The sequence below is a fragment of the Streptomyces sp. NPDC059371 genome (genome assembly GCF_042751995.1).
Classification (GTDB): Bacteria; Actinomycetota; Actinomycetes; order Streptomycetales; family Streptomycetaceae; genus Streptomyces.
The window spans coordinates 12,118-36,567 of record NZ_JBHYXD010000084.1 but is presented as its reverse complement, the minus strand read 5'-3'; the positions used below and the strand labels follow the sequence as shown (position 1 = coordinate 36,567).

Below are 24,450 nucleotides of genomic sequence, written 5' to 3'. Positions count from 1 at the left end.
TCGTGTCGTCTCTACGGCCACCGTACCCGGAGAACGGGCCGGGAACTCGGAGAGTGCCCGGCCCGTCCGCGCACGGCGGAATCGTGGTGCTTCGCTCGCCTACTTCGCGGGCGGAGTCGTCTTCTTGGCAACCGGCTTGCGCACCGGGGCCTTCTTCACCGGGCTCTTCTTGGAGGGGGCGTCCTCGGCGGCGACCGCCGGCTTCTCCTCTTCCTTGACCTCGACCGGCTCGGCCTTCGGCTCGACGGCGATGGCGAAGTCCTCGATCTCCTCGGCGGCGTCGCCGCGCCAGGTCCGCACGGTCTGCTCGCCGTGCTCGGCGACCTTCTCGTACGTCTCGCGCGCCTTGACGGCGTACTCGGCGGCGACGCCGACACCGCGCAGGGCGAGGTCCTGGGCGGACTCGCCGAGCTTCTTCAGGTCGGTGTCGAGGGTGCTGAGGATCTCCGTCACCCTGGCCTGGAGGTTCTCCTGCGCCACCTTGGCGCGGGCGGTGGCCTTCTCCTGGACGGCGTTGGGGTCGATGTTCTTCACGGTGTCGATCCGGCCCGGGGCCTCGGCGCGGATCTGCTCCACGATGCCCGGGACCTTCTTCGCCTGCTGAACGGCCAGGTCGGCGGTGCCGGCGAGGAAGTAGAGCGGGGTCGGGTCCGTGGCGGCTTTGCGGATGTCGTCGGTGATGGCCATGACGATGGTCCTCCCGTAATCGCTTTCAGCTGAGGGTTTGGTGATCCGCATGCGGTCAGCTCGCGCTCTGCTGCGGACCGGCATCGCTGCCGTCGGCCGTGCGGGGGCCGCGGACGGCGGTGTCCTGTGGAGGCTGGGCGTCCGGTATGTCCTGAGTCTCGGGTGCGTCGGTGCCGGGCACCTCGCCGCCGTGACCGGCCTCGTCCGCCGGCGCGATCTCGAATCCGTTCTCCTTGCGGAAGGACTCGTAGATCTGGAGCAGCACCTGCTTCTGCCGCTCGTTCAGCGTGGGATCGGCGAGGATGACGGCACGCGTCTCCACCTCGTCCCGGTCCCGCTCGGCGTCGAGGATGCCGGCGCGCACGTACAGCGTCTCGGCGGAGATCCGCAGGGCCTTGGCGACCTGCTGGAGCACCTCCGCGCTCGGCTTGCGCAGCCCGCGCTCGATCTGGCTCAGATACGGATTGGACACCCCGGCGGCGTCGGCGAGCTGCCGCAGCGACAACTGCGCGGTGCGCCGCTGTTCCCGCAGATACTCACCGAGATTGCCGACGTTGAGCGATGCCATGCCCCCACCTTGCCTCATCGTCGCTAACTATTGCAAGCACCTGCTTGCAAAAGTGTGCCACGCCACGAAGGCGTGACCCCGCGACCGATCACGACGGCACCGGTACAACTGTTCGACCTCTGCGCGTGTCTGATGTCCGGGACTTGCAACCCGCAATTCACCTTGCATATCCGCCACTTCAATCCAGAGGTAACCGCATGCTCCGCTCCGGGCACAGCCTCCGCACACTTCGCAGGGCCGTCGGCGTCGTCGGCGCCGGCGCGCTGATCACGTTGGGCAGCGCTCCCTCCGCGATGGCCGACGGCCCCGGGACCGGGCTGGTGCTGAACACCGCACCGATCGACGGAGTGAAGCCGGGAACCACCTTCGAGGCGCCGGTCACCTTCGGCACCACGGGCACCGAGGCGCTGGACAAGATCTATCTGTGGTACTACGTCACCAAGGGGTTGGACTTCGCCGACGTGCCCTCGAACTGCGTGCGTTGGAACATCGGCGTGTACGACGAGTTGCCGGCCAGAACCCTTCTGACCTGCGAGTTCGACCAGACCGTCGAGCCCGGTGTCGTCTACGCCCCCGACAAGCTGCCCTTCAAAGCTCTCGACAGGGCGCTGTACGACCAACTCGACGTCATCGTCCGGGACTACGAATACGACGGCGGCGATGAATACGCCCACGAGCCCGTACGCGGAACCGCTCCCGCGGCGAAGCTGGTGGCGCGGCCCGGCGCCGTTCTGCCCGGCGGTGGCTCGGAAGGCTCCGCCAAGGCCCGCGTGCGGGTGAACACGGTGAACACGGCCGACTACCAGGCGTCCGGAACGGCACTGAAGGGCCGGGTCGGGGACACGGTCGACGTCAAGGTGAAGTTCACCAACGCCGGTCCCGCGTGGGTGCTGAGCATGTCGGACCTGGTGCCAACCCGGACCCTGATCAAAATTCCCGCGGGTACGACCGTGGTCAAGGGACTCCGGTATTGCGACACCCCGGTAGCCGGCACCTACTCCTGCAACATCGGGCAGTACTGGGTGGAGGAGGACCAGGTGAACACCTACTCCTTCAAGTTGAAGATCAACAAAGCGGTGGCGGGAGCCAAGGGCTCGGTGACCCTCAGTTCCGACGCCCGCCCGTACGACGTGAACAAGGCGAACGACAAGGCCGACATCCTGCTCCACATCGAGGGCGGCGGTTCGACGGGCGGCAGCGGCTCGGCGGGCGGTTCGGGTTCCACCGGCGGGAGCGGCTCCACGGGCGGTTCGGGTTCCACCGGCGGAGGCGGGACCACGGGGGGATCCGGGTCTACGGGCGGATCCGGGAGCACGGGCGGATCCGGGAGCACGGGCGGTGGAGCGAACACCACCACCGGCGGTGACCTCGCCGCCACCGGTTCCGGCCCGGCACTGCCCCTCGCGGGTGCCGCCGCCGCGGCCGTGTCCGCCGGTGCGGGCGCGGTCCTGTTCGTACGGCGCCGCGCGGCCCGGCGGTAGTGCGGGGCCCGCGCGCCTGAGGGCGTCGCGGCCCGCACGGCCTGAGCGGCCTGAGGGGCCTGAGCGGCCTGAGGGGCTTGAGCGGGGCACCGGCCGTCGTTCTGTCCCGCCCACTCTCAGGCCGTGGGCCCCGCGGTCGGTTTCCCTCGACGGTCGCCGCTGTCCTGGTGAACCGGCCGAATCGCCGGGCCGCGGCTCACCAGGGCAGCGGGCGCGCGTGGATCACGTCCAGGCGCGACACCGCGCGGGTCAGCACCACGTAGAGCCGGTGCAGGCCCCGCGCCTCGGCCTCCGCCATCGCCGCCGGTTCCACGGCCACCACATGGTCGTACTCAAGGCCCTTGGCCAGACTCGCGGGCAGCACCGCGATCCGGGCGCCGAGCTCGTCGACTCCGGCGACGCTCAGCCCGGCGGCGCACAGCGCGTCCCGCACCTTCGCGACGTCCGCGTCCGCGGTGATGACCCCGATGGACCCCTCGTGCGCGAGCGCCTCCCGTACGGCCGCGACGGTCTCGGCAGAGAGATCGGCGGCCGGCCGGATTCTCAACTCGCCGTCCCTGCGCAGGGACCGGGCCGGAGGCACGCCCACGTCCAGGCGGTCCAGCACCCGGTTGGCGAGTTCGACGACGGCTCCGGGCACCCGGAACCCGACCGTCAGCGGGACGACGGCGGCCTCCGGTTTGCCCAGATGGGCCAGAAGTTCGCCCCACTCCCGCGCCGCCCAGGGAGTCGTACCCTGCGCGAGGTCCCCGAGCACGGTCAGCGACCCGAAGGAGGCCCGTCGCGCGATGGCCCGGCACTCCATGGGCGACAGGTCCTGCGCCTCGTCGATCACCAAGTGGCCGTATCCATCGGGGTGTTCGATCAGTCCGGCGATCTCGTCGAGGAGGACGAGGTCGGCGGCCGACCAGCGCGCCGACTTCCACGACCGAGGCGGCTTCGCCCACAGAAGCGCCTTCCGCTCCTCGGCGTCGAGGATCCCGTCGGCCACCCGCTCCAGCGCCTCGGCGTCGGTGAGCAGCCGGGCGAGCAGTTCCTCCGGGCGCACCCGCGGCCACACCGCGTCGACGTACGCGCCGACCGGCCTGGCCCGCGAGATCCGCTGCGCCCAGGCGTTCGTCTGCGGCCCGGCCCGCAGCTCGGCCCGTGCCCGCACGTACCGCACGACCCGTGTCCGCACCCGCTCCCGCCCGACGGCGTACGGCGGTTCCTCGGCTCGTACGTCGTCCACGATGCGGCGCAGTACGGCGACGGGGACCCGCCAGCGGTAGGTGCCGTCCGGCACCGCGAGGTCGTCGTCCGGCACGCCGATGTTCCCGTACAGCGCCCGGCGCAGCACCCGTGCCATCCGGGCGTCGTGCTTGACGACCGCGGCACGTTCGCCGTCCTCCCCGGTCACCGGACGGCGGGCGATCTCCTCCCCGATGGTCGACTGGCGCACACCGGTCTCCCCGAGCGCGGGCAGGACCTCCGCGATGTACGACAGGAAGGTGCGGTTGGGGCCGAGGATCAGCAGTCCGCCGCGCCGGACGCGCTGCGGATGCGTGTAGAGGAGATAGGCGGCCCGGTGCAGGCCGACGGCCGTCTTGCCGGTGCCCGGGGCGCCCTGCACACAGACCGAGGCCGCCGGATCGGCTCGTACGAGATCGTCCTGTTCGGGCTGGATGGTGGCGGCGATGTCCCGCATGGGGCCGACGCGGGGGCGCTCGATCTCCTCGGTGAGGATCGAGCCTCCCTGAGCGGCGCCGTCCTCCACGCTCCCGGCGCCGGCCGGCTCCTGCGGGGCCGGGCCCGATGACGGCCGCTCCACCCCGATGGGTTCGTCCTCGAGACCTGTGAGGTCGGCGGAGTCGCCGCGGCTGCCGGGGGCCCAGCCGAAGCGCCGGCGGACGGCGACGCCCTGGGGGTCGCGGGCGCCCGCCTGGTAGAAGGCGCGCGAGACGGGGGCCCGCCAGTCGACAACAAAAGGCGGGGCGGCGGGGTGTTCCCTGATCCGCAGCCGCCCGATGTGATAGCTCTGCCCGGCGTGGTCGCCGGCCGCCGCCACCGAGTCCTGGAAGTCCAGCCGGCCGAAGAACAGGGGCCCCTGGGGCAACTCACGCATCTCCTTCGCCTGGCTGCGCAGCTGATACCCGAGCACTTCGGCGTCGGCCCCGGACGCGGAGACGTCTTCGCCAGTGACGACCTGTTCCTCGGCACCGTCGACCATCGCGGCGAGGGCGGCGCGACAGGTGTCGTGAAAGGCGCGTTCGCGGGAGAGGGAACGGGAGAGGGAGCGGGCGAGCGGCAGGTCCGGGGCAGTACGACGGGCGGGGTCGGGGTGCGTCATTCCAGCCAGAGTACCGGAATAACGTAACCGAGTAACATTTTTAACTTAGGCACGCTACTGCACTCCTGGGGCCGGGGGCCGGGCGGGCCCGAGCACGCGTGAGCGGGTCAGGCCAGCCCGGGAAATCCGGCCGCGAGCTGCGCGAAGGCCCGCTCGGCGGCCGCCACCGCGTCCGGCCGTACGGCAGCCACCCGCTCCCCCTCCGCGATCCGTCGCAGGTTCTCCTCGGCGAGGACGCGGCGCACGGCCGTGATCTGTCCGGCGGCGAGCCGTGCGTCGAGCCCGGCGCCGAGCGGCTTCCCGAGGGCATCGGCGAGCGCGGCCTCGGACCGTTCCAGGTACCCATACATCCGCGCCACCAGCGAGGGCGTCCCGTAGAGCAGCCGGTGGAAGGCGAGGATGCCGGGATGCTCGTTGAGCCCGGTGACGGGGTCCTCCCGGCGCAGACCGTCCAGGAAGTGCTCGCGAAGCGCGTCGATCGCGGACCGCCCGGCCGCCCGGCCCTCCTCGACGACCCGCGCGGCCTCGGTCTCGTGGTCCGCGAACCGGTGCAGGACCAGGTCCTCCTTGGACGGGAAGTACCGGAACAGCGTCGGCTTGGAGATCTCGGCGGCGGCCGCGACCTCGGCGACGGACACGGCGTCGAACCCCTTCTCCAGGAAGAGGCCGATGGCGGTGTCGGAGACGGACTGGTACATCCGTCTCCTCTTGCGTTCGCGCAGTCCGGTGTCACTCATGGTCACGAGCCTACGCATGGCCGGGGACCGGTGACCGGGTCACGGATCCTGTCGGCCCGGATCCACGCCGTGGCGAAACCCTGCGCGCCGAGCACCTGAATGAAGGTTTCACCCCGCTCGCCCCAACCGAGGAGCCGGGCCGGGTGAAGCTCCTGATCACAATGCTGGGCGACCTCGCGCAGCAACCATGCGGTTACCGAACCGATCTCCCGGAGATCTCCGAGAGATCGTGCGCAGCCTCCCAGAAGGTGTTGAAGAGCTTCTGACGACGGACGATGACATCGCGCGATCGCTGATCATCGTCCCAACTCCAGCGCGTCAGCAACGAGTCGAAGCCCAGCAGGTCCAGGATCTGCCCACCATCGGACTCTCCCTCCCGCCCTGTTCGGATTCCCGAGTCGTACTCACCTTGGCGGAGTTCGATCTTGTCGTAAATGCCCTCGAAAACCTGGTCATCGTTGATGAAGTAGAGTTTCAGAGAAGGCGACATATGCATGACCCGAAACTCGACAGTGAGTTCCCCTTGATGCTTGTGCCTCATGCGAGCCACCTGCCGCTTCAGCAAGGCTTCGTAACCCTCGATCTGCTGCACCAGGCTCTGTCGGAACGCCGGGGCATCCCTGACCTTACCGTCCGCCCCCACCAGCCCCGGCACTTCCAGCGGCTTGGTGAAGTCGGGCACGAGAACGCGTAATTGCAGCGTGCGCTCGAGGTTCTCAGGAATGGCCTCCAATATTCGTTCAAGAGGCCTCGCGAACGTCTCGCCCGTGAATCCCATGGCCGAAAACCGGACATTCCCTCCTGCCTCAAGGGCCTTTTCGAACTCGGCCTTCAGATCGTCAGGGGTGACCAGGTCCTGCACCCTCGAAAGCCGCTCCTCGTGGAGATGTCGGACCTCTTCGTTCAGCCGCTGCACCTCCTCCTGGAGATGGCGGGCCACGATGTGCAGAGCGCCCGTTCCTTCCCGCTGCGCCTCATGAGCTGTGTTCAGCCTTTGCACCTCGGCGTAGAGCACGTACCCGACGAGGCTGAGCAGCGCACCACCGAGATACGCCTTGCCTTCGAATGCATCACCCACCGGCTTCACGAACTGCGCGATCAATCCGATGACGAAGATGACCAGGAGCAATACCTTTGTCACCACCCCCTCGGCCCTCGCCCAGCCCGCAGCCACCCTGCCGCCGAGCGGCGACGAACTTCCCCCAGCCATCAAACCCCCCTGTTGGCACCCTTGTTGACCTGATCCTGTTCATGGTGCCTGTCGTGCGGGCGGTCAGGAAGAGGCCGGAACCATGACGGCCGACAACAACTCCATCCGAGAGAAGACGAGTTCGGCGCCGGCCTCCCACAGTTCAGCGGCCTCGGACTCATCACGGGCGTAGCCCGCGAAGGCCACCTTGGCCTCGCGTGCCGCATGCAGATCCGTAGGCATGTCCCCGATCATCAAGGCGTCGTACGCCTCAACCCCGAGGTCTGCGAGCGCCCGATGAATGGAGTCCGGATCGGGCTTGAGCCGCCCAGGATCGTCAGTGCGGCCGTGAATGTGCCCCTCAAAGCACCTGTCGATACCGACTCTCCGCAGGTACGCGGCGACGGCAACGGGGGAGTTGTTCGTCACCACAGCCACGCCCACCCTGGCTGCCACCAAGCGTCTGACGAACAGCTCGGCGCCGGGTGTGGGCGGTGCGATCACAGCTGCCGCCAACTCGCCGTCGGTCAACCGCTCATCCAGCTCCGCAGCCAAGTCGCTGCGGGGGCGCTGTCGGTGAACAGTCTTCAACACGACTTGCGGATCGATCGAGACCTCAGCCTCACCCAGGAGAAGTTCTCCAGCATCGCGCTCTACGACGATACGGCGCAACGCTTCCGCCAACGGTGCCGAGGATCCGTCCGGAAAGAGACGGCACAGAGGGCCATCGAAGTCGAAGAGCACACTTCGGCCGGGCCTCATGTACTCCGCGGCCGCCCGGATCGCACCGGAGTCATTCAGTTTTCTGTACATACCCTGGTTGCCCTGAGTCATAGCACTCCATCGCCACCTCGGGTCAGCCTATTTCATCCAGATCTGTCATATAAATCGAGATTTCTGCACCGTGCACCTTTCGCGCCAATCGCTGAGAGCTGTCCTGGCTTCCCGGACATCCACCTCCGCCCCGATACCCAAGGGCTCCCGCGCCCGCTCCACCACCTCCCAGATCTTCCGGCTTGCCTTCGTGAGCGCTTCTCCCTCTGCGTGCTCGCAGACGAAGATTGCCTCGCGAATCACATCCGTAAACACCGACTGAGCCCGCTTGAAGGCGAGCAGCTTGGGCAGGTCCGCCTCCCAGCCGGCCGAACTGCCGGGGGTCACGCTCTCAACAGTCTCACACCACCGCTCGGTCATCCGGTCTTCCTCGCCCCGCGGATACCGCATCAAGTAAAGGTGGGTGGCCAGGTCGTAGAGCGGGTCGCCGAACATCGCCAGTTCCCAGTCGATCGTCCAGAGCCGGCCCATTCCGTCGACCACGAAGTTCTCGCGGTGCAGATCGGCGTGCAGCAGACAGAAAGGGCGGCGGGTCAGTCCCGACACATGTTCACGGAGCTTTCCGAAGGAGGCGCCGTCCAGTCCGAGATCGTAGAACAGGCCTTTGAAATCTGGCATATTCCGCTGGTACACCTCCTCTTCCGTGAACAGGATCAGCCGCTCCAAAAAGCCGTCGGTGTCACCTTCGGAAGCCCGGTAAACGGATGCGCATGTCCGTTCCGCGGTCAGGGAATCGGGCTTCACACGGGCCAACTGCCCGAAGAGGGAAACGATTTGTCCGAAGAGGGACGGGGGGATCCCGCTGCCGGATCCGTACAGCGCTCCCAGCGTCTCGCCCTCGATGAACCGCTGGAGACCGGTGGGTACCGCCTCGATGAGGTCGGGGATGCCCCCGATACGCCCCTGCAACGCGCTGAGCAGCTCCTCTTCGGACGCGAAACAGCGCCGGTCGAACCACAGCAGTCCGGGTCGCGGTTCGCGGCACTTCCAGCGAACCGGTTCGGCCTCTCCCGTCCAGCCCGGCAGCGGAACGACATACGTCTCATGGTGGTAGCCGTGGAGTGGTCCCTCGACCACTCCCGCGTCGCCACTCACCGCTGCCGCTCGCCGCACAGCCAAGGAAACCGATTCAGGTGCCATTGACCCTTCTCTCACGCAACCGCACCCACAGAGAAAGAGAGGAGAACGGTACTCCGTCACCATTCGTGACCGGGCATGATCCCAGAAGAGCCGCTCGTCAGCACGCAGAGCCCGCTGGGCGAAGGCCCGTCCACCCGTTGCCGCGACGCGGGCACTGAGCAGCGGCTACGGCGCCCGCGTGCCGCCAAGCGGACGCCTCACGGTTCACCCCGTCGGGGCACGGCCCGCGCCCCTTCAGCGCTGACCCCACAAGACCTGCAGCACCGTCTTCATGGACGTCACCACCTGCTCGGCCCCCGCGTCCCGGAGCTGCTTCTCCTTGTCCTCGTGACGCGCGTAGCCGAGGAACGGAACCCCGGCCCGCTGGGCCGCGTACAGGTCCGAGGGGGCGTCGCCGATCATGAGCGCCTTCGACGGCTCCGCGCCGAGGGCCTTCAGGGCCCGGTTGAGGCAGTCGGGGTCCGGCTTGAGGTGGTGCAGGTCCTCGGTGCGGCCGTAGATGTGGGACGCGAAGCATTCGGCCAGGCCGCGGTTCTCCAGGTAACGAGCGGCTGCGCGGGGCGAGTTGTTGGTGGTGATCGCCAGCCGGGCGCCGACGGCCTTCCAGGTCCGTATCACCGCGTCGGCGTACTCGGTGGGCCAGGCCTTGGCCACCGCCTTCAGCTCCTGCTGGGTGAACCGCGCCTCCAGCTCGGCCACCAGGTCACTGCGCGGACGCCGCCGGTCGACCGCGTGCAGGACCACAAGCGGATCGGGGTGTTCACGCTCCTCCGGGGTCAACAGGCCCCGCATCCCCTGCCGTTCGAGCCAGTCGACCAGATCCCTGGCCACCTTCTCGGCGGCGTGCCCCGCGTACAGCCGGCAGATCGGCCCGTCGAAGTCGAAGAGCACGAAGCGCGCTCGGGTGATCGTGTCCCGCAGGTTCTCCGTCTGTGTCGCCACCGCATCAGTCTGCGTCGTATCAGAAGTCACTAGTTGAGTTTCAGGTCCGTGGTGATGGTTTCCCAGAGGGCGTTGAACCACTTCTCGGACTCGTCCACGAAGGCGGCATCCCGACCGCCGGCCTGCTTCTCGAAGGAGAAGAGCAGGGATTGGGTGCCGAGGGTGTCGTACATGTCCAGCGTCTCGTCGGCCGAGATCTCTTCTTCCCTCCTGGCGATCATGTAGTAGGCGATCAGCGCCTCCGTCCCGTTCAGCAGGTACAGCTTCACCGGCGGTGTGAAGGGCAGGGCCCGGAAGGTCACATGGACCTCGATGCCGTGCGAGGAGCGCAGGGACTGGAGGTTGTGGCGCAGGACGTGGCCCTGGGCGTTGCGTTGCTCCAGCCAGCGCCTGTGGACCGGGTCGTCGTCGCCGCGGTCGTCGACGGAGATGGGGAACGCCAGGTTGATCTCCCGGCTGGGCAGCAGGATCCGGGCGTCGATGCGCTCCGGGCGGATCCTTCCGTCGTGGATCTGACGCACCGGCTCGCTGAGCGCCAGCATCAGCGTCTCCGCGGTGAGACAGGCCGCGTCGATCCGTACATGGGGGACGGAGAACGCCTCGGTGAGACGCGGGGCGAGGCCCAACATGGTCGGCTGTGGTCCGTTGCGGGTGGGAGTGACCTGCGCAATCCGTGGCGGACTACCCTTGCTGACGTTGCTGAGCAGGCCGCCCTCCTGGAGCTCGCGCAGGGCGAGGCGGACCGTGCCGCGCTCGACGCCGAACTCGTCGGCCAGCTCCGCCTGGGTGGGCAGACGGTCGCCGGCCTTCAGCTCGCCGGTGCGGATGCGCTGCCGCAGGACCTCGGCGATCTCCTGGGGCGAAAGCCTTCTGCTGCTGTCACTCACCACAACGTTCTCCTGAGCCACGACCAAACGGTACAACTCTCTCCCATCTTTGGGGAGTTACTCGAAAGTTGTTTATAGACACTTACCAAGTGGGGACAACCTAACCAGAGTTGGTTACCAACTTGGCCAAGATGGCGGAAGTTTTGCCTCCTCTCACCCATCCACGGCACCCAGCACCCCCAGCAGGTCACCGAAGAGAAGCAGGAGGAACCACCATGCCCGCCATCACCCTCCTCTCCGCCGTCTTCGTCGTCGGCTTCGAGCAACTCGTCCAATGGCAGTACGGACCGACGGGCATCGTCGGTCTGCTGCTGCTCACCATCGGGATCAAGGCGAAGAACCCCACGTGCAGCTCCATCGGAGCCGTCGTCCTGGCCCTGCTGGTGGCGGGACCGGCCGTCAGTTCGTGATCAGCGGTTCCGAACTGATCGTCTCCCACAGCGCGTTGAACCAGAGGTGGGACTGTTCCACGAACGTGGTGTCCCGCAGTCCCACCCCCTGCCTGAAGGGAAACAGCATCGACTGCGTGCCCTCGGCGTCGTATATCTCCAGGTATTCGTGGTCGACCGACGCGGGAAACGCGAGGTCGATGTCGCGGCTGGGAAGGCAGCACCCGGACGTCGACCCTGGCCGGTTTTATGCGTCCCGCGTGAATCTCGCGCAACGGCTCGCCCATGGCGAGGGTGAGCGACACCGCGGTCAGACACAGCGCGTCGATCGCCACGTGCGGGACCTCGAAGGCCGCCGTGATCCGCGGGGCGAGCGCCACCATGGTCGACTGGGGCCGCACCTGTGGCCCGGTCAGAGCTCTCTCGGGGTGGTCCGCGACCGTCGCCGGGCTCCCCTTGGACACGTTGACGAGCAGGCGCTCCGACTGAAGGATGCGCAGCGCCTGGCGCACCGCGCCCCGCTCGACGCCGAACTCGTCGGCCAGTCTGGCCTGGGTCGGCATGCGCTGACCGGCCCGCAGCTCACCGGACCTGATCCGGCTGCGCAGCTCGTCGGCCACCTCACCGTGCGACCTCGGCGGCCTGTTCCGTCCACTGGCGGCGGCATGCTCCGGGACCATGACAAAAAACCCTACAACTTCCGGCCATCTTGCGGCAGTTACCTGATAGATGGTTATGAGTCGTTCCAACTTCCAAATAAAAAGCGTAAGTTGGTTACCAACTTGGACAACATGGTCAGTCATCCGCAGGGTTGGTCGCCGAGTTCCGCTGACGGGGTCCACCCTCCGTACCCGAAGGAGGGACCGTCATGCCGCTCGTCGCCCTCGCCGTCGCCGCCCTGGCCATCGGATTCGAGCAACTCATCCAGTGGGAGTACGGGCCGATGGGCATCATCGCGTTCGTCGCGCTGTCCGTCGGGCTCAAGGCCCGGAACACCACCGTCAGCGGCATCGGGGCCGTGATCCTCGTGATGCTGCTCGCCCAGTCCGGCTGAGCGGACGACACCGTCCGCCAGTCCGGCTGACCGCGCTCCCCTCCGGAGGGGAGCCGGGAGCACGGTCAGTCAGCACCACACAACTGAATCGCTACGGATCGGCAGTCGCCCGCCACCCGCACGGAAGGAGAACGCCCCTACAGGCACCCACCGTTCAGAAGACGTCCGGGCACCACGGTCGCCTGGACGTACGCAGCAGGGCGTCGGCCAGAGCGGCGGCGCCCTCTTGCCGTTCCCGCACCCGGCCCAGCGCCGCGAGCCGCACCGCGGACTCGTCCCCGAGCCACAGCGTCGCCAGATCGGCGATGGACAGCGACAGGTCCGCTTCCTCGGTGACCGGCTCGCAGGTCGCCGTACCGTCCGGGGCGGCCCGGAGCCGAAAGCGGCCTCCGTCCGGTCCGCTCTCGTCCCGCACATCCAGCACGAGCGTCCCGGCGGTGCCGTACGTCCGCGCCTCCAGAGCCCGTACGACATCCAGGATCCGCACCCAGAGCCAGTCCGTCTGGCCGGTGATACGGGCGCCACGCGGGTCCGGCAGGAACTGCGGCAGCAGGTCGTCGGGGGCACGTCGGCCGGTCTTGACCCGGGTGACCCAGTCGATGGAGCAGAGGTAGCTCCACAGGGCGCGCTCGGCCGCCGTCGACACCGCGAGCAGCCACCTCACCTCCGCCGTGTCGTGGGGCTGGTTGGAGTCTCCCCAGTCGTCGTCCACGGTGTAGGAGACAAGGCCCTCGATCTCGCCCGACGCCGAGCGATAGGCGGCGTAGAACGGTTCCTTCCAGGGGAAGCCGGCGAACCTCAGCACGCCGGTGTTCATCTGCCACCAGCGGGCGTCGCGGTTGATCACGCCGGGCCGGCCGCGCCGGAGCCGTTCGTGCAGTCCGGGTCCCGCCTCGCGGACGTCCTCGGCGTCCAGGAGGTCGATACGGCCACCGTCGGCAGGGCCCGCCCAGCGCGGGTCGAGACCGGTGCGCGGCACGTCGACGGTCCACTCGGTGGAGGTGGTCGCCGGGCCGAAACCGAACCGGCCGTAGATCGGGTACTCGGCGGCGATGAGGGTCGCGACGACGTCGCCCCGCTCCCTCGCCGCCGCCAGGTCGGCCGTCATCATGCGGGTGAGCAGGCCCCGGCGGCGGTGCGTGGGAGAGACGGTCACGTTCGAGATGGCGTCCGCGGGGACGGCCGCCCCGCCGACCGCGGTGACCTCCTGCGGGAACGACCGGAACGTCGCCACACAGCGGGAGCCGTCGAACGCGCCCAGGGTCCTGCCCAGGATGAACGCCGACCTGCGGTTCTCCACGTCCTCGTCCGAGACGACCGGCTCCTGCAGGAACCCCGTCTTCACGGCGCGCAGCCAGTCCCGGAGGTCGGGAGCGGTGATCGGTCGTACGTCGATCGCGTCGGCGGCGGCGTCGGCGGCCGCGTCCGTGCCACCGGCGTCCGCGCCTCCGGCTTCTCGCACGTCTGCGGCTTCTCTCTGGCCACCGGTTTCTCCCTCGCCACCGGCTTCTCTCTCGCCACCGGCTTCTCTCTCGCCACCGGTGCCTCCCGCGCCTCCGGCGTCCGCGCTCCTGGCGTGTACGTCTCCGGTGTCTCCGGCATCTCCGGGATCCATGGCGTCTTGGGCGGCGAGGGCTTCGTGCGGGGTCATGGAGCCACGCTAGGCGGACCCCGGCCGGGGTGTCGCGCGGATTTCCGCACGGCCCCTCCCGGCCGGTCCTGGCCGTCCCCACCCGGATCCCGGTCGGAAAAGGCCGCCCCGATCCCGGGTCAGAACGTTGCCCGGATCTCCCCCACCTCGCGGCCCCCGCCCAGCAGGGGGGCGGCGCCGATCCGTGTCACCACCGGGCCCGTCACGCCCAGCAGGTCCAGGCCGCGGGCGAGGACGGGGCCCAGGGCACGGGTCCCGCCGTCGTCGATCTTGAAGGCGAGGGCGCGGCCGTCGGGCAGCGCGACCGCCTGGACGGCTTCGGCGCCCATCTTGGACAGGACGCCCGGGACCTCGCGCATCAGCCAGGTGTCGGGGCGCCGGGTGCCGGCGACGTACTCGGGGTGGGCGCGCATGGCGTCGGCCACCCGGCGTTCGGCGGAGCCGGGGGCCGCGAGGACGAAGGACCGGAAGGCGCGGGCGAGACCCGTGAGGGTGATGGCCATCAGTGGCGCCCCGCAGCCGTCCGTGCCGACCGCCGCGACGGGCTCCCCGGCGGCCTCCTCGACCACGGAGTGGATGAGCTGCTGGAGGGGGTGCCCGGGATCGAGGTAGGACTCGGTGGACCAGCCACGCTGCGCGCACACCGCGAGCATCGCCGTGTGCTTGCCGGAGCAGTTCATGGTGACCCGGTCACGGACGGCACCGGAGGCGAGGTAGGTCTCGGCCTCGACGGGGTCCAGCGGCAGGTCCGGCGGGCACTGGAGCTGTCCGGCGTCCAGCTCGTGCTCGACGAGCATCTTCTGGACCAGGTCACGGTGGAAGATCTCGCCGGAGTGGCTCGCGGCGGCCAGGGCGAGGCGCTCCCCGGCCAGGTCCAGGCCCGCGCGCAGGATGCCCGCCGCCTGCATGGGCTTGTTCGACGAGCGCGGGAAGACCGGTGCCGTCACCTCGCCGAGCGCCAGCTCGACCGTCCCGTCCGCGGCCAGGACGACCAGACTGCCGCGGTGGTGCCCCTCGACGAAGCCGGACCGCACGACCTCGGCGAGCACCGGGAGCGTCCCGGACGTGCCGGTCGCACCGGACGCGCCGGACCGGGGAGTCCTCTCGGGGCCGGAAGCCGTACCGGGCGTACGAGCCGTGCGGGGTGTGCTCGGGGCGCCCGGTGCACCGGGCTCACCCGGTACACCCCGGGTGCCGTCGGATATGGGCGAGCCGTCGGATATGGGCGAGCCTTCGGGCTGGCGGGGAGCTGCGGACATCGGCGGTGGCCTTCCGGAACGGGGACCCGCTCGGAAGGCGGCGGCCGGGTCGTGCCCCGGACGGCGCCCTCGCCCGCGCGGAGCGGAAGCGCGCCTCCTGGATGCCGGCGCGCCCCTCGGCTCCGGGATCGCCGGGGCCGCCACGTCACATGAGCAGGTCGTCTACTTGTGCTTCCCCTTCACGGTACCTGCGGGCGATCTCGGCGCTGCAATCGTCGGCCGTGCGCTGGAGCTGCTGGCGCCGCCGGGAGACCTGCCGCTCGTACCGCACGAGACGGCCGAGCCCCGCGCCCAGCTCGTCGTCCGTACGGGCCTCCAGGTCCGACAGCTCCACCTCGGCGAGCATGTCGGCGGCCAGTGCCCGGTACTCCTCGCCGTGCGGCGTTCCCACGGTCACATGGCGGGCCGAGGAGCGGTACCGGGCCGGCGCGTCCGTGAGGATCTCCGAGAGCCGCTCGACGACGGAGTGCTTCCCCCGGTCCACGGGCGAGAGGTGTCCGGAGGCCGACGCGGGCATCCGGCGCTCCCCCCGGCGGGCGAGTTCCGCGCGCAGGATGTCGATACGTCCCTGGAGCAGCCGCCGGACATAGCTGAGGTCCGCCTCGTCCCGCTGGGCGTCCCGGCGCAGTGTCCGCAGTTCGGGCAGGCGGAGCACGACGATGCCGGCCGGGGCCGGATCGGCCGCCAGCGGGCCGCTGTCGGTGCGCTGCACCGGCGTCCGGGCCGTCATCGCCTCCGCCCGCGCGCTCGTACGGGTCAATGACACGGCTCCGGTCCGCCCGGTCCTCGATGTGCTCATGTACCTCTACCGTCCCCTCGACCGGCGCGGTCCGCCCAACGGCCGGACCGCAACACCCCGCATGGTGCCACCCCAGATGGCCGCTATGTGACCGAGTGACCCGATCAGCCCCAGATGGCGGGTTGGTTACGCCGGAAAATCACGCGAAGGGCCCGCAACGCGCGACGCAGCCATGACACGGCATCATGGTCCGCATGCGTGCGGTGGTGCAGAGAGTGGACGGCGCGAGCGTCGTCGTGGACGGCGGGACGGTCGGCGAGATCAGCGGCGAGGGCCTGTGCGTCCTCGTCGGGGTCACCCACGAGGACACCAAGGAGAAGGCGGCCCAACTCGCCCGCAAGCTCTGGTCGCTGCGGATGCTGGCCGACGAACGGTCCTGCTCCGACATCGACGCGCCGCTGCTCGTCATCAGCCAGTTCACGCTGTACGGCGACGCCCGCAAGGGGCGCCGCCCCACCTGGAACGCGGCCGCCCCCGGCGATGCGGCCGAGCCCCTCGTCGACGAGGTCGTCACCCAGCTCCGCGCCCTGGGCGCCACCGTGGCCACGGGCCGCTTCGGCGCCCGGATGCGGGTCTCCCTGACGAACGACGGCCCGTTCACCGTCCTTCTGGAGATGTGAGCCCTACGGCTCGACCACGACCTCCTGCGCCGCCGCCGTCGAGTCCGCCATCAGCGGGGCGTCCACCGGCACATTGCGCTTCACGAGGGCCAGGGCGATCGGGCCGAGTTCGTGGTGGCGTACGGATGTGGTGATGAAGCCGATCGTGCGGCCGGCGGGGTCCTCGCCCGCGAGGCGCAGCTCGGTGCCGTGCGGGGGCAGGACGACCTCGCTGCCGTCGAGGTGGAGGAAGACCAGGCGGCGCGGGGGCTTGCCCAGGTTCTGGACGCGGGCGACCGTCTCCTGGCCGCGGTAGCAGCCCTTCTGGAGGTGCACCGCGGTACCGATCCAGCCCAGCTCGTGCGGGATGGTGCGGTGGTCGGTCTCGAAGCCGAGGCGGGGCCGGTGCTGCTCGACGCGCAGGGCCTCGTGGGCGAGGAGTCCGGCGGGCGGTCCGGACTTCTGCGCCCAGGAGTCCAGGTCCGCGCGCGGCAGGAAGAGTTCACGGCCGTACGGCGTCTCGCGGACGACGACGCCCTCGGGGGCCTCGGCGATCGAACCGGCCGGCAGCTCGACGACCGCGAAGTCGGCGGTGCGGTCGGCGACTTCGACCCGGTAGAAGAACTTCATCGACTCCAGGTAGGCGACCAGCGCGTCCTGGGTATCGGGCTCCGCGTGCATCCACACCGTCGTGCCGTCGTCGACGAGGTACAGCGCGTGCTCGATGTGGCCGTTCGCGGAGAGGATCAGCGCCTCGGTGGCCTGGCCGGCCGGGAGGTCGGTGACGTGCTGGGTGAGCAGCAGGTGCAGCCAGGCCAGCCGGTCGTCCCCGGTGACGGTGACGACACCGCGGTGCGAGAGGTCCACGAAGCCGACGCCGTCGGCGAGGGTGCGCTGCTCACGGAACAGGTCGCCGTAGTGGGCGGCGACGCCTTCGTCCACGCCCTCGGCGGGAACGGCGCCGGGCAGGGACAGGAGGGAACTCTTCATGGACATACACACTACGACCGCGCGGTCGCCGATTTTATTTCTGTCACTTCTGCAGGTCCTGGCAGTCCTTGCAGCGGCCGAAGATGGCGAAGTGCTTCATCTCCGTCTCGAAGCCGAAGGATTCCCGGAGCTTGGCGGTGAACTCGGCGGCGACGGAGACATCGGCCTCGATGACGTTCGAGCAGTCGCGGCAGACGAGGTGGATGTGGTGGTGCCGGTCGGCCAGGTGGTAGGTCGGCGCGCCGTGTCCCAGGTGGGCGTGGCTGACCAGCCCGAGCTCCTCCAGGAGCTCCAGGGTCCGGTAGACCGTGGAAATGTTGACCCCCGACGCCGTCTTCCTCACTTCGCCGAGGATGTCGTCGGGGGTCGCGTGCTCCAGGGTGTCCACTGCTTCGAGGACAAGCTGGCGCTGAGGCGTCAGCCGGTAGCCGCGCTGCCTGAGGTCGCTCTTCCAGTCGGTGCTCACCACACTGGAAGTCTAGGACCATTCCCGGGGACGCCGCCCTGGGGAACGGCAGGGCGGCCCGGGAGCGCGCGGCGGGGTCCTACTTGAAGAAGGCGATCCCGTCGTCCGGCATGTCGTCGGGCAGGGCCTTGGCCCAGCGCTCGACGTCCTCCGGGGTGACGACCTTCTTCAGGTGCCCGGACATGTAGGGGCGCAGCTCGACCTCGGGGGTCTGCTTCTCGCCGACCCACATGAGGTCGCTGTTCACGTAGCCGTAGAGACGCTTGCCGCCGCTGTAGGGGCCGGCGGCGGCCGTACGGGCCACGGCGTCGGTGACCAGGTCGATCTGCGGCTTCTTGTCGGCCAGCTCGCCGTACCAGATCTCGACGACGCCGTCGTCGCGGGTCATCACGACCTCGACCTTGCGGTCGGCGTCGACGCGCCAGAAGCCGGTCTCCGTCTCCAGCGGCCGGACCTTCTCGCCGTTCTCGTCGAGCACCCAACTGTGCGAGCGGTACTCGAGGAAGTCCCGCCCGTCGTGCGTGAAGCTGACCTCCTGCCCGAAGTTGCACTTCTCGGAGCCGGGGAAGTCGTGGACACCGACTCCGGCCCAGTCGCCGAGCAGGAAGACAAGGGGGACCAGGTCCTTGTGGAGGTCCGATGGGATCTCGATCATGAGCTGAACAGTTCCTTGGTGGGGGTCAGCGCTGGCCCTGGTACAGCTTCTTCACGGTCAGCGCGGCGAAGGCGAGCACGCCGACGCAGACCAGGGCCAGCAGGGTTTCGAAGAAGATCTCCACGCGGGTGCTCCTCGGTGAGCGGAACGGGGTCCCCGCTCGGGCACAGCCGAGATGGGGGAGTACACAAAGGCCGGGCCCCAGCTTACGCGGCTGGGGCCCGGCCCTCTCTTCCAGGTGGGCCCTGCCGGACCCGTCACGCTCAGCCGAGGAGCTGGCTCTGCAGAACGACCGTCTGCTGGAAGGGGATCTTCGGCGCACCGCCCTTGCGGGACTGCACGACCAGGGCGAGGGTGTCCCCGGCCACCAGGTACGCCTGCCTGACCTGCTCGGCGCCGTACGGCTTGGCTTCCTCGTAGGCGTAGTGGGGGACGTTCTCGACCTGGGTGGACTGCGGGAGACTCCCGTCGCTGTGCACGTCGGCCGCGTCTCGCAGCGCGAAGTTCGGGCTGTCCCAGCTCGTGAGCTCGTCCTGCTGGAGCGAGTCGACGATCGCGGCGGAGTCGAACCGGAGCAGATAGATCCGGGTGTGGGTGCCGTCCGGGGTGGTCCAGCCCCGGGCGGCGATGTGCCGCAGGGCGTAGTCGGTCAGCAGCCGGCCGACGTGATCGCGGTCGTCCTTCGAGGCGTACGCGTCGAGGAAGTCCGCCCTCGCCAGCCAGCCGTCCGTACCGCGCAGGTCCTTGTCGGCCTTCGCGCCCTCGGGAACGGGCAGCAGGAGCTTGCGCAGGTCGGCGTAGTGGACGTTCGCCGGGTTCGCCTCGGCGAAGGGCCTCGGGCTGCCCGACGGGAGCGGGGGCAACTGGATCTCGGGGTAGTTCCAGCGCCCGTCGGACGCGGTGGCGAGGCCCGGGACATCGGTGCGCCGCATCTCCGTGATGCCGTACGCGACGGCCGCGCCGACCGTCGCGAACACCACGGTGGCCGCGGTCCAGCGCAGCACGGCGCGAAGGATGCGGCGATCCTTCTTGACCCGGGGTGCCGCCGGGAGCGGTTCGGCCGTCGCGTCCACGGCTGCTTCCGGTGCGGCTTCCGCTGCTGCTTCCGCTGCGGCTTCCGGTGCTGTACCCACTGCGGCTTCCGGCACAGCTTCCACGGATGCTTCCGGCGCAGCTTCCACCGCTGCTTCCGGCACTGTTTCCACGGGTGCTTCCGGCGCAGCTTCCGCAGCGACTTCCCGTGCTGTTTCCACGGCTGCCTCCGGTGCGGTGGCCACGGGCGCCTCGGGAGCCGCTTCCGTGGCCGTCCCCGAAACGTCCGGCGTGGCAAGGTTCTCGGTCATACGGCCTCCCCCGGGTCCGTGATCCGGTCGAGCTGGGCGGCCAGGAAGCGCGTGACGGTCGGGCCGTCGAGCGGCTTGATGCCGGAAACGGTGGCGCTCACCAGGACGTCTCCCACGTACGCGGAGCAGAACATGATGTCGAGCTTCTCGGTCTTGTCCTTGGGCGGCAGGAAGCACCCGGCGTTCTTGTAGCCCTCGATCTTCGGGCCCTTGCGGAAGATGCCGAGCGAGTCGAGCATCTCGTTCTGCGACCTCGAGATGTCCCGCACGGTCCGCTGGTTCTCCATCTGGGACAGCGTGACGCTCGCGGTGAAGGTCTGCTTCTTGTAGATCGCGTACGAGTCAGCGCTCGCGTAACTGCGCATGACCACACCCTTGATGTGCTCTTCGTCGATCTCCTTCTCCAGCCGCCGCCGCTGGGTGCGGGGCAGGTCGCGGAAGGACTCCTTGCGCAGCGCGGTGGCCTGACGTCCGTTCAGTTCGGCGTCGTTGCCGAACTCGCCGAGATCGGGACCACGCGTGTAGGCCTCGCCGTAGGGCAGGAGCATGCCGGCGAGGCCCTTGGCGGACTTCGCCTCCTCGTCCTTGTCCTTCACGGGCTTCGGGAAGCGCCAGGTGGGCTTCCCGGGATCGCGGTCGGCGGCGTCCACGGTCACGGAGGTCCAGCCGACCCCGCCGATGACGGCGGCGACGAGCAGGACGGCACCGGAGACGGCGGCGATACGGCCGGGACGCAGCCGCTTCCGCTTCCTGGGCGCGACGGCCTCGCCGGCGGCCACGTCGGCGGCCTCACCGGAGGACTCGGCGCCGCTCTGAGCAGGGCCGGGGCTCGATGCGGGGGCTTCGGCGGGGTTCCCGGTGACGCCCTCCGCGCGGGCTTCGGCGGGGGTCTCGGTGAGATCCTCGGCGGGGGGAGCGACGGGGGCCTCGGCAGGGTTCCCGGTGACGCCCTCGGCGGGGGTCTCCACAGGATTCCCGATGACGCCCTCCGCGCGGGCTTCGGCGGGGGTCTCCACAGGATTCCCGGTGACGCCCTCGGCGGCGACCTCTGCGGGGTTCTCGGTCGGGTTCTCGCTCACAGTCGTCCCACCTGCCGCTTGGCCAGATCCATGATCCTGCCCTTGGAGATCGGCCTGGTGTCGTAGACCCAGACCTCCATGGCGATGTCACCGCGCCAGGCGTGCGCCTCCGCCGAGTACAGGGGGAGATAGCCCGGCTTCGAGTCGGGACGCGTGTGGACGTACGCCATGCCGTCCGCGGTGCCGGGGAGGGACCAACTGCGGGTGCCGCCCTCCTTCTCCGCCCAGTAGTAGCCGTTCTCGGCGTACTCGGCGGCCTTCAGGGTCTCCTCCTGGCGGAACTGCACCAGGCGGATCTCCACGGTGGACGTGCTGCCCTGGTCCCAGCCGACGACCGCCGCGCGACGGAACTCGTCGCTGATGAGGTCGGGGAAGACGTTGGCCGGCTTCTCGTAGGACTCCGCGTAGTCCGTCAGGTCCAGCCAGCCGTCGTTGTCCGCCCAGTGGGCTTCCTTCGTGCCCTTCGGCCGGCTGATCAGCAGCTTGCGGAGGTCGCCGTTCGTCCTGACACGGTGATCCTGGGCGGCGGACAGGGGTTCGGGGCCGGGGCCCTTCGCCCGGGTCAGCACCGGCTGTGACAGCGAAGGCAGCCGGGTCGGCTCACGGTGGGCCTGGACCAGGAATCCGGCGCAGGTACCGGCGACGAGACCGAGCACGGCGGCCGTGGCGATGAGCAGAGTCGTACGACCGCGCCGACGGGGCCTGGGCCCTGACGGAGCCTCCGGCGTCGTACCGGGATCGACAATCGGCGCGTCGTCGGACACGCTCGGTCTTTCCGGTGTTTCGGATTCTTCGGGTACTACCAAGACGTCCCCCCACAGAAGGTGAAGCACGGATTCCATATCCGCGCACAGGAGACCCATGGCCTACACACGGGGTTGCACCGGCGTTGATCACGATTCGGACTACGATGGCGGCCATGGCGAACAAGCTCGTGATCAAGGTGACGGCGGGGGCCGACGCCCCGGAGCGCTGCTCACAGGCGTTCACCGTCGCCGCGGTGGCCGTGGCCAGTGGCGTCGAGGTCTCCCTCTGGCTGACCGGCGAGTCCTCCTGGTTCGCGCTGCCGGGCCGCGCCGCCGAGTTCGAGCTGCCGCACGCGGCACCGCTGCCCGATCTGATCGACTCGATCCTGGCGGCCGGGCGCATCACCCTGTGCACCCAGTGCGCGGCCCGGCGCGACATCATGGAGAAGGACGTCCTGGAGGGCGTACGGATCGCGGGTGCGCAGGTGTTCGTGCAGGAGGCGATGACGGACGGGACGCAGGCGCTGGTCTACTGACCTCGTCGGCGCCGCGTGCGCGTGTCCACCCAGAGACAGAAGGGGTGGCCCGCCGGGTCGAACAGCACCCGTACGTCCTCCTGGGGCTGCTGTTCGGCGAGCCGGGCGCCCTGTTCCACGGCGCGGGCGGTCTCCTCGGCCAGGTCGTCGACCTCGATGTCGAGATGGAGCATCATCCGCTGGTCGCCGGGGCCCGCGGGCCACACCGGCGGTGTGTAGAGCGGCTCGGTCTCGAAGGCGAGAGCGATCCCGTCGAAGAGCGGGCCGATGAGCACCCAGTCGGGCTCCTCCGACCGCACCTCGTACCCGAGCAGCCTCCGGTAGAAGTCGGCGAGTTCATGGGCGTCGGGTGCGTCGAGCACCACGGTGGACAACCTCGTACGCGACATAGACGCCTTTTCCGCTCCTACCGCTGCCTTCGGTTCACGGCTGCCGCCGTTTCTTGCCGTCCAGCTCGTCCCACCACTCGTCGGACTTCGGGTCCCCGGACGGGTCGTCCCACCATCGGTCCTCGGGCCCCCGCCGGTTGGCCACCATCGCGGCCACCGGCGGAATCAGCATGGCCACCACGCACATGGCGACGGCCGCGGGAACCGACCACAGCCGTACGACCGCCCAGGCGAGGACGAACAGCACGATGCACGTCCCCATCATGGCGAAATACAGACGACGCCTGCGCGCGTACATACCACCAGCGTAGGCCCGGACAACCCGTCCGGCGCAGTGCCGGCGGGCCGGGGAGCGGGCAAGCCGAAGGGCCGCACCCCGATCCGGTAAGCGTCCAACCCCCGGGGGTGCGGCCCTTCGGCCGTTCAGTCGACTGCCGTCATCGACGGCGGTCCGCCGTTCAGACGGCGATCGCGACCTCGGCGAGGCCGCCCGTCTGGGCGACGACCGTACGGTCGGCGGTGCCACCGGGCACCAGCGCGCGGACGGTCCAGGTGCCCTCGGCCGCGTAGAAGCGGAACTGGCCCGTCGCGGAGGTGGGGACCTCCGCCGTGAACTCGCCCGTCGAGTCCAGCAGACGGACGTAGCCCGTCACCGGCTCTCCGTCGCGGGTCACCTGACCCTGGATCGTGGTCTCACCGGGCTTGATCGTCGAGGCGTCGGGGCCGCCGGCCTTCGCTCCACACATATTTCGATTCCGTCCTTCAGGCCTTGGGGATTACTTGTTGGCGCCGAGCTCGATCGGCACGCCGACGAGGGAGCCGTACTCGGTCCACGAGCCGTCGTAGTTCTTGACGTTCTGCACACCGAGGAGCTCGTGCAGCACGAACCAGGTGAGCGCGGAACGCTCACCGATGCGGCAGTAGGCGATCGTGTCCTTGGCGAGGTCGACCTGCTCGGCGGCGTAGAGCTCCTTGAGCTCGTCGTCCGACTTGAAGGTGCCGTCGTCGTTGGCGTTCTTCGACCACGGGATGTTGCGGGCGCTCGGGACGTGGCCCGGACGCTGCGACTGCTCCTGCGGCAGGTGCGCCGGGGCGAGCAGCTTGCCGCTGAACTCGTCGGGCGACCGGACGTCGACCAGGTTCTGCGAGCCGATCGCGGCGACGACGTCGTCACGGAAGGCGCGGATGGCCTTGTTCTGGGCCTTGGCCTTGTACGCGGTGGCGGTGCGGTCGGGAACCTGCGAGCCGTCGACCAGGTCGCGGGAGTCGAGCTCCCACTTCTTGCGGCCGCCGTCGAGCAGCTTCACGTTCTCGTGGCCGTAGAGCTTGAAGTACCAGTAGGCGTAGGACGCGAACCAGTTGTTGTTGCCGCCGTAGAGGACGACCAGCGTGTCGTTGCCGATGCCCTTGGCCGAGAGGAGCTTCTCGAAGCCCTCCTCGTCGATGAAGTCACGGCGGACCGGGTCCTGGAGGTCCTTGGTCCAGTCGATCCGGATCGCGTTCTTGATGTGGTTCTTCTCGTACGCCGACGTGTCCTCGTCGACCTCGACGACCGCCACGTTCGGGTCGTCCAGGTGGTCCTGGACCCAATCGGCGTCTACCAGGACGTCGCTGCGGCTCATGCTCGTTCTCCTCCGGGGCAGTTGCGGCGGGGTGGTGCGATGGAGAGGCTGCGCGGTGCTGCATGCCGGTGAGGGCTGC

At 69.4% G+C, this 24,450-nt stretch carries 27 protein-coding genes and 1 pseudogene; 5 read left to right on the top strand and 23 right to left on the bottom strand.

Annotation, left to right across the window (positions count from 1 at the left end; genetic code table 11):
- Positions 1 to 99 precede the first annotated feature (99 nt).
- Complete coding sequence (locus ACFXGX_RS33015) at positions 100 to 687, bottom strand: hypothetical protein (protein ID WP_384798620.1); 588 nt, start codon at positions 685 to 687, stop codon at positions 100 to 102.
- Between the two features lie 55 nt (positions 688 to 742).
- The gene (locus ACFXGX_RS33010) at positions 743 to 1,255 is read right to left on the bottom strand and encodes a helix-turn-helix domain-containing protein (protein WP_384798617.1); all 513 of its coding nucleotides are present in this window, start codon (positions 1,253 to 1,255) and stop codon (positions 743 to 745) included.
- A 197-nt stretch (positions 1,256 to 1,452) separates the two neighbouring features.
- Here ACFXGX_RS33010 and ACFXGX_RS33005 point away from each other — a divergent pair, with 197 nt between their 5' ends.
- Complete coding sequence (locus ACFXGX_RS33005; protein ID WP_384798614.1) at positions 1,453 to 2,736, top strand: hypothetical protein; 1,284 nt, start codon at positions 1,453 to 1,455, stop codon at positions 2,734 to 2,736.
- A 196-nt stretch (positions 2,737 to 2,932) separates the two neighbouring features.
- On the opposite strand, the gene ACFXGX_RS33000 is transcribed toward ACFXGX_RS33005, so the two are convergent.
- The 7 genes from ACFXGX_RS33000 to ACFXGX_RS32970 all read right to left on the bottom strand — a co-directional run bounded on the left by ACFXGX_RS33000 (position 2,933) and on the right by ACFXGX_RS32970 (position 10,821).
- On the bottom strand, positions 2,933 to 5,065 hold the full coding sequence (locus ACFXGX_RS33000; protein WP_384798611.1) for a HelD family protein: 2,133 nt from the start codon (positions 5,063 to 5,065) through the stop codon (positions 2,933 to 2,935).
- A gap of 107 nt (positions 5,066 to 5,172) precedes the next feature.
- On the bottom strand, positions 5,173 to 5,802 hold the full coding sequence (locus tag ACFXGX_RS32995; protein ID WP_384798608.1) for a TetR/AcrR family transcriptional regulator: 630 nt from the start codon (positions 5,800 to 5,802) through the stop codon (positions 5,173 to 5,175).
- 193 nt (positions 5,803 to 5,995) lie between these two features.
- Positions 5,996 to 6,943: an ATP/GTP-binding protein gene (locus ACFXGX_RS32990; RefSeq protein WP_384798605.1), complete on the bottom strand. Its 948-nt coding sequence runs from the start codon at positions 6,941 to 6,943 to the stop codon at positions 5,996 to 5,998.
- Positions 6,944 to 7,075: 132 nt separating this feature from the next.
- Positions 7,076 to 7,825, bottom strand: a complete 750-nt coding sequence (locus tag ACFXGX_RS32985; RefSeq protein WP_384798602.1) for an HAD family hydrolase — start codon at positions 7,823 to 7,825, stop codon at positions 7,076 to 7,078.
- A gap of 45 nt (positions 7,826 to 7,870) precedes the next feature.
- Positions 7,871 to 8,965 carry a phosphotransferase gene (locus ACFXGX_RS32980; RefSeq protein WP_384798599.1) on the bottom strand — a complete coding sequence of 365 codons (1,095 nt, stop codon included), beginning with the start codon at positions 8,963 to 8,965 and terminating at the stop codon, positions 7,871 to 7,873.
- 234 nt (positions 8,966 to 9,199) lie between these two features.
- Positions 9,200 to 9,988: an HAD family hydrolase gene (locus ACFXGX_RS32975; RefSeq protein ID WP_384798596.1), complete on the bottom strand. Its 789-nt coding sequence runs from the start codon at positions 9,986 to 9,988 to the stop codon at positions 9,200 to 9,202.
- Positions 9,937 to 10,821 (bottom strand): GntR family transcriptional regulator, encoded by an 885-nt coding sequence (locus tag ACFXGX_RS32970; protein WP_384798593.1) that lies wholly within the window; start codon positions 10,819 to 10,821, stop codon positions 9,937 to 9,939. The genes ACFXGX_RS32975 and ACFXGX_RS32970 overlap by 52 nt, the downstream gene beginning before the upstream one ends.
- Before the next feature lie 188 nt (positions 10,822 to 11,009).
- On the opposite strand from ACFXGX_RS32970, the gene ACFXGX_RS32965 reads away from it, so the two are divergent.
- On the top strand, positions 11,010 to 11,204 hold the full coding sequence (locus ACFXGX_RS32965; protein ID WP_384798589.1) for a hypothetical protein: 195 nt from the start codon (positions 11,010 to 11,012) through the stop codon (positions 11,202 to 11,204).
- Here ACFXGX_RS32965 and ACFXGX_RS32960 read toward each other — a convergent pair.
- Positions 11,194 to 11,863: pseudogene (locus tag ACFXGX_RS32960) on the bottom strand (winged helix-turn-helix domain-containing protein). The gene ACFXGX_RS32965 and the pseudogene ACFXGX_RS32960 sit on opposite strands and share 11 nt — an antisense overlap.
- 188 nt (positions 11,864 to 12,051) lie before the next feature.
- Here ACFXGX_RS32960 and ACFXGX_RS32955 point away from each other — a divergent pair.
- Entirely contained in the window at positions 12,052 to 12,237 is a 186-nt protein-coding gene (locus tag ACFXGX_RS32955) for a hypothetical protein (RefSeq protein ID WP_037622368.1), read from the top strand.
- 154 nt (positions 12,238 to 12,391) lie between these two features.
- Here ACFXGX_RS32955 and ACFXGX_RS32950 read toward each other — a convergent pair whose 3' ends face one another.
- The 3 genes from ACFXGX_RS32950 to ACFXGX_RS32940 all read right to left on the bottom strand — a co-directional run bounded on the left by ACFXGX_RS32950 (position 12,392) and on the right by ACFXGX_RS32940 (position 15,946).
- Entirely contained in the window at positions 12,392 to 13,633 is a 1,242-nt protein-coding gene (locus ACFXGX_RS32950; protein ID WP_384798624.1) for a GNAT family N-acetyltransferase, read from the bottom strand.
- 374 nt (positions 13,634 to 14,007) lie between these two features.
- On the bottom strand, positions 14,008 to 15,147 hold the full coding sequence (locus ACFXGX_RS32945; RefSeq protein WP_384798585.1) for an asparaginase: 1,140 nt from the start codon (positions 15,145 to 15,147) through the stop codon (positions 14,008 to 14,010).
- A gap of 145 nt (positions 15,148 to 15,292) precedes the next feature.
- Entirely contained in the window at positions 15,293 to 15,946 is a 654-nt protein-coding gene (locus ACFXGX_RS32940) for an AmfC protein (RefSeq protein ID WP_384798582.1), read from the bottom strand.
- Between the two features lie 194 nt (positions 15,947 to 16,140).
- On the opposite strand from ACFXGX_RS32940, the gene dtd reads away from it, so the two are divergent.
- Positions 16,141 to 16,566: a D-aminoacyl-tRNA deacylase gene (gene dtd / locus ACFXGX_RS32935; RefSeq protein ID WP_384798579.1), complete on the top strand. Its 426-nt coding sequence runs from the start codon at positions 16,141 to 16,143 to the stop codon at positions 16,564 to 16,566.
- 3 nt (positions 16,567 to 16,569) lie between these two features.
- Here dtd and ACFXGX_RS32930 read toward each other — a convergent pair whose 3' ends face one another.
- The 6 genes from ACFXGX_RS32930 to ACFXGX_RS32905 all read right to left on the bottom strand — a co-directional run bounded on the left by ACFXGX_RS32930 (position 16,570) and on the right by ACFXGX_RS32905 (position 21,842).
- Positions 16,570 to 17,535: a YgfZ/GcvT domain-containing protein gene (locus ACFXGX_RS32930; protein ID WP_384798576.1), complete on the bottom strand. Its 966-nt coding sequence runs from the start codon at positions 17,533 to 17,535 to the stop codon at positions 16,570 to 16,572.
- Between the two features lie 43 nt (positions 17,536 to 17,578).
- Positions 17,579 to 18,004: a Fur family transcriptional regulator gene (locus tag ACFXGX_RS32925; RefSeq protein WP_355759844.1), complete on the bottom strand. Its 426-nt coding sequence runs from the start codon at positions 18,002 to 18,004 to the stop codon at positions 17,579 to 17,581.
- Positions 18,005 to 18,080: 76 nt separating this feature from the next.
- Positions 18,081 to 18,656, bottom strand: a complete 576-nt coding sequence (locus ACFXGX_RS32920) for an FABP family protein (RefSeq protein WP_384798572.1) — start codon at positions 18,654 to 18,656, stop codon at positions 18,081 to 18,083.
- 263 nt (positions 18,657 to 18,919) lie between these two features.
- A complete protein-coding gene (locus ACFXGX_RS32915) occupies positions 18,920 to 19,729 on the bottom strand; it encodes a hypothetical protein (protein WP_384798569.1) in 810 nt (269 codons plus the stop codon).
- 266 nt (positions 19,730 to 19,995) lie between these two features.
- Positions 19,996 to 21,078 carry a hypothetical protein gene (locus tag ACFXGX_RS32910; RefSeq protein WP_384798566.1) on the bottom strand — a complete coding sequence of 361 codons (1,083 nt, stop codon included), beginning with the start codon at positions 21,076 to 21,078 and terminating at the stop codon, positions 19,996 to 19,998.
- Positions 21,075 to 21,842 carry a hypothetical protein gene (locus ACFXGX_RS32905; RefSeq protein ID WP_384798563.1) on the bottom strand — a complete coding sequence of 256 codons (768 nt, stop codon included), beginning with the start codon at positions 21,840 to 21,842 and terminating at the stop codon, positions 21,075 to 21,077. The genes ACFXGX_RS32910 and ACFXGX_RS32905 overlap by 4 nt, the downstream gene beginning before the upstream one ends.
- Positions 21,843 to 21,997: 155 nt before the next feature.
- Here ACFXGX_RS32905 and ACFXGX_RS32900 point away from each other — a divergent pair, with 155 nt between their 5' ends.
- Positions 21,998 to 22,360, top strand: a complete 363-nt coding sequence (locus ACFXGX_RS32900) for a DsrE family protein (protein WP_384798560.1) — start codon at positions 21,998 to 22,000, stop codon at positions 22,358 to 22,360.
- Here ACFXGX_RS32900 and ACFXGX_RS32895 read toward each other — a convergent pair.
- The 4 genes from ACFXGX_RS32895 to ACFXGX_RS32880 form a co-directional block, all read right to left on the bottom strand.
- The gene (locus ACFXGX_RS32895) at positions 22,354 to 22,749 is read right to left on the bottom strand and encodes a VOC family protein (protein ID WP_384798557.1); all 396 of its coding nucleotides are present in this window, start codon (positions 22,747 to 22,749) and stop codon (positions 22,354 to 22,356) included. The two genes, ACFXGX_RS32900 and ACFXGX_RS32895, sit on opposite strands and share 7 nt — an antisense overlap.
- Positions 22,750 to 22,783: 34 nt before the next feature.
- Positions 22,784 to 23,047 carry a DUF3099 domain-containing protein gene (locus ACFXGX_RS32890; protein ID WP_384798555.1) on the bottom strand — a complete coding sequence of 88 codons (264 nt, stop codon included), beginning with the start codon at positions 23,045 to 23,047 and terminating at the stop codon, positions 22,784 to 22,786.
- A gap of 160 nt (positions 23,048 to 23,207) precedes the next feature.
- A complete protein-coding gene (locus ACFXGX_RS32885; RefSeq protein WP_054232391.1) occupies positions 23,208 to 23,495 on the bottom strand; it encodes a DUF1416 domain-containing protein in 288 nt (95 codons plus the stop codon).
- A gap of 30 nt (positions 23,496 to 23,525) precedes the next feature.
- Positions 23,526 to 24,371: a sulfurtransferase gene (locus tag ACFXGX_RS32880; RefSeq protein ID WP_384798552.1), complete on the bottom strand. Its 846-nt coding sequence runs from the start codon at positions 24,369 to 24,371 to the stop codon at positions 23,526 to 23,528.
- Positions 24,372 to 24,450 lie beyond the last annotated feature (79 nt).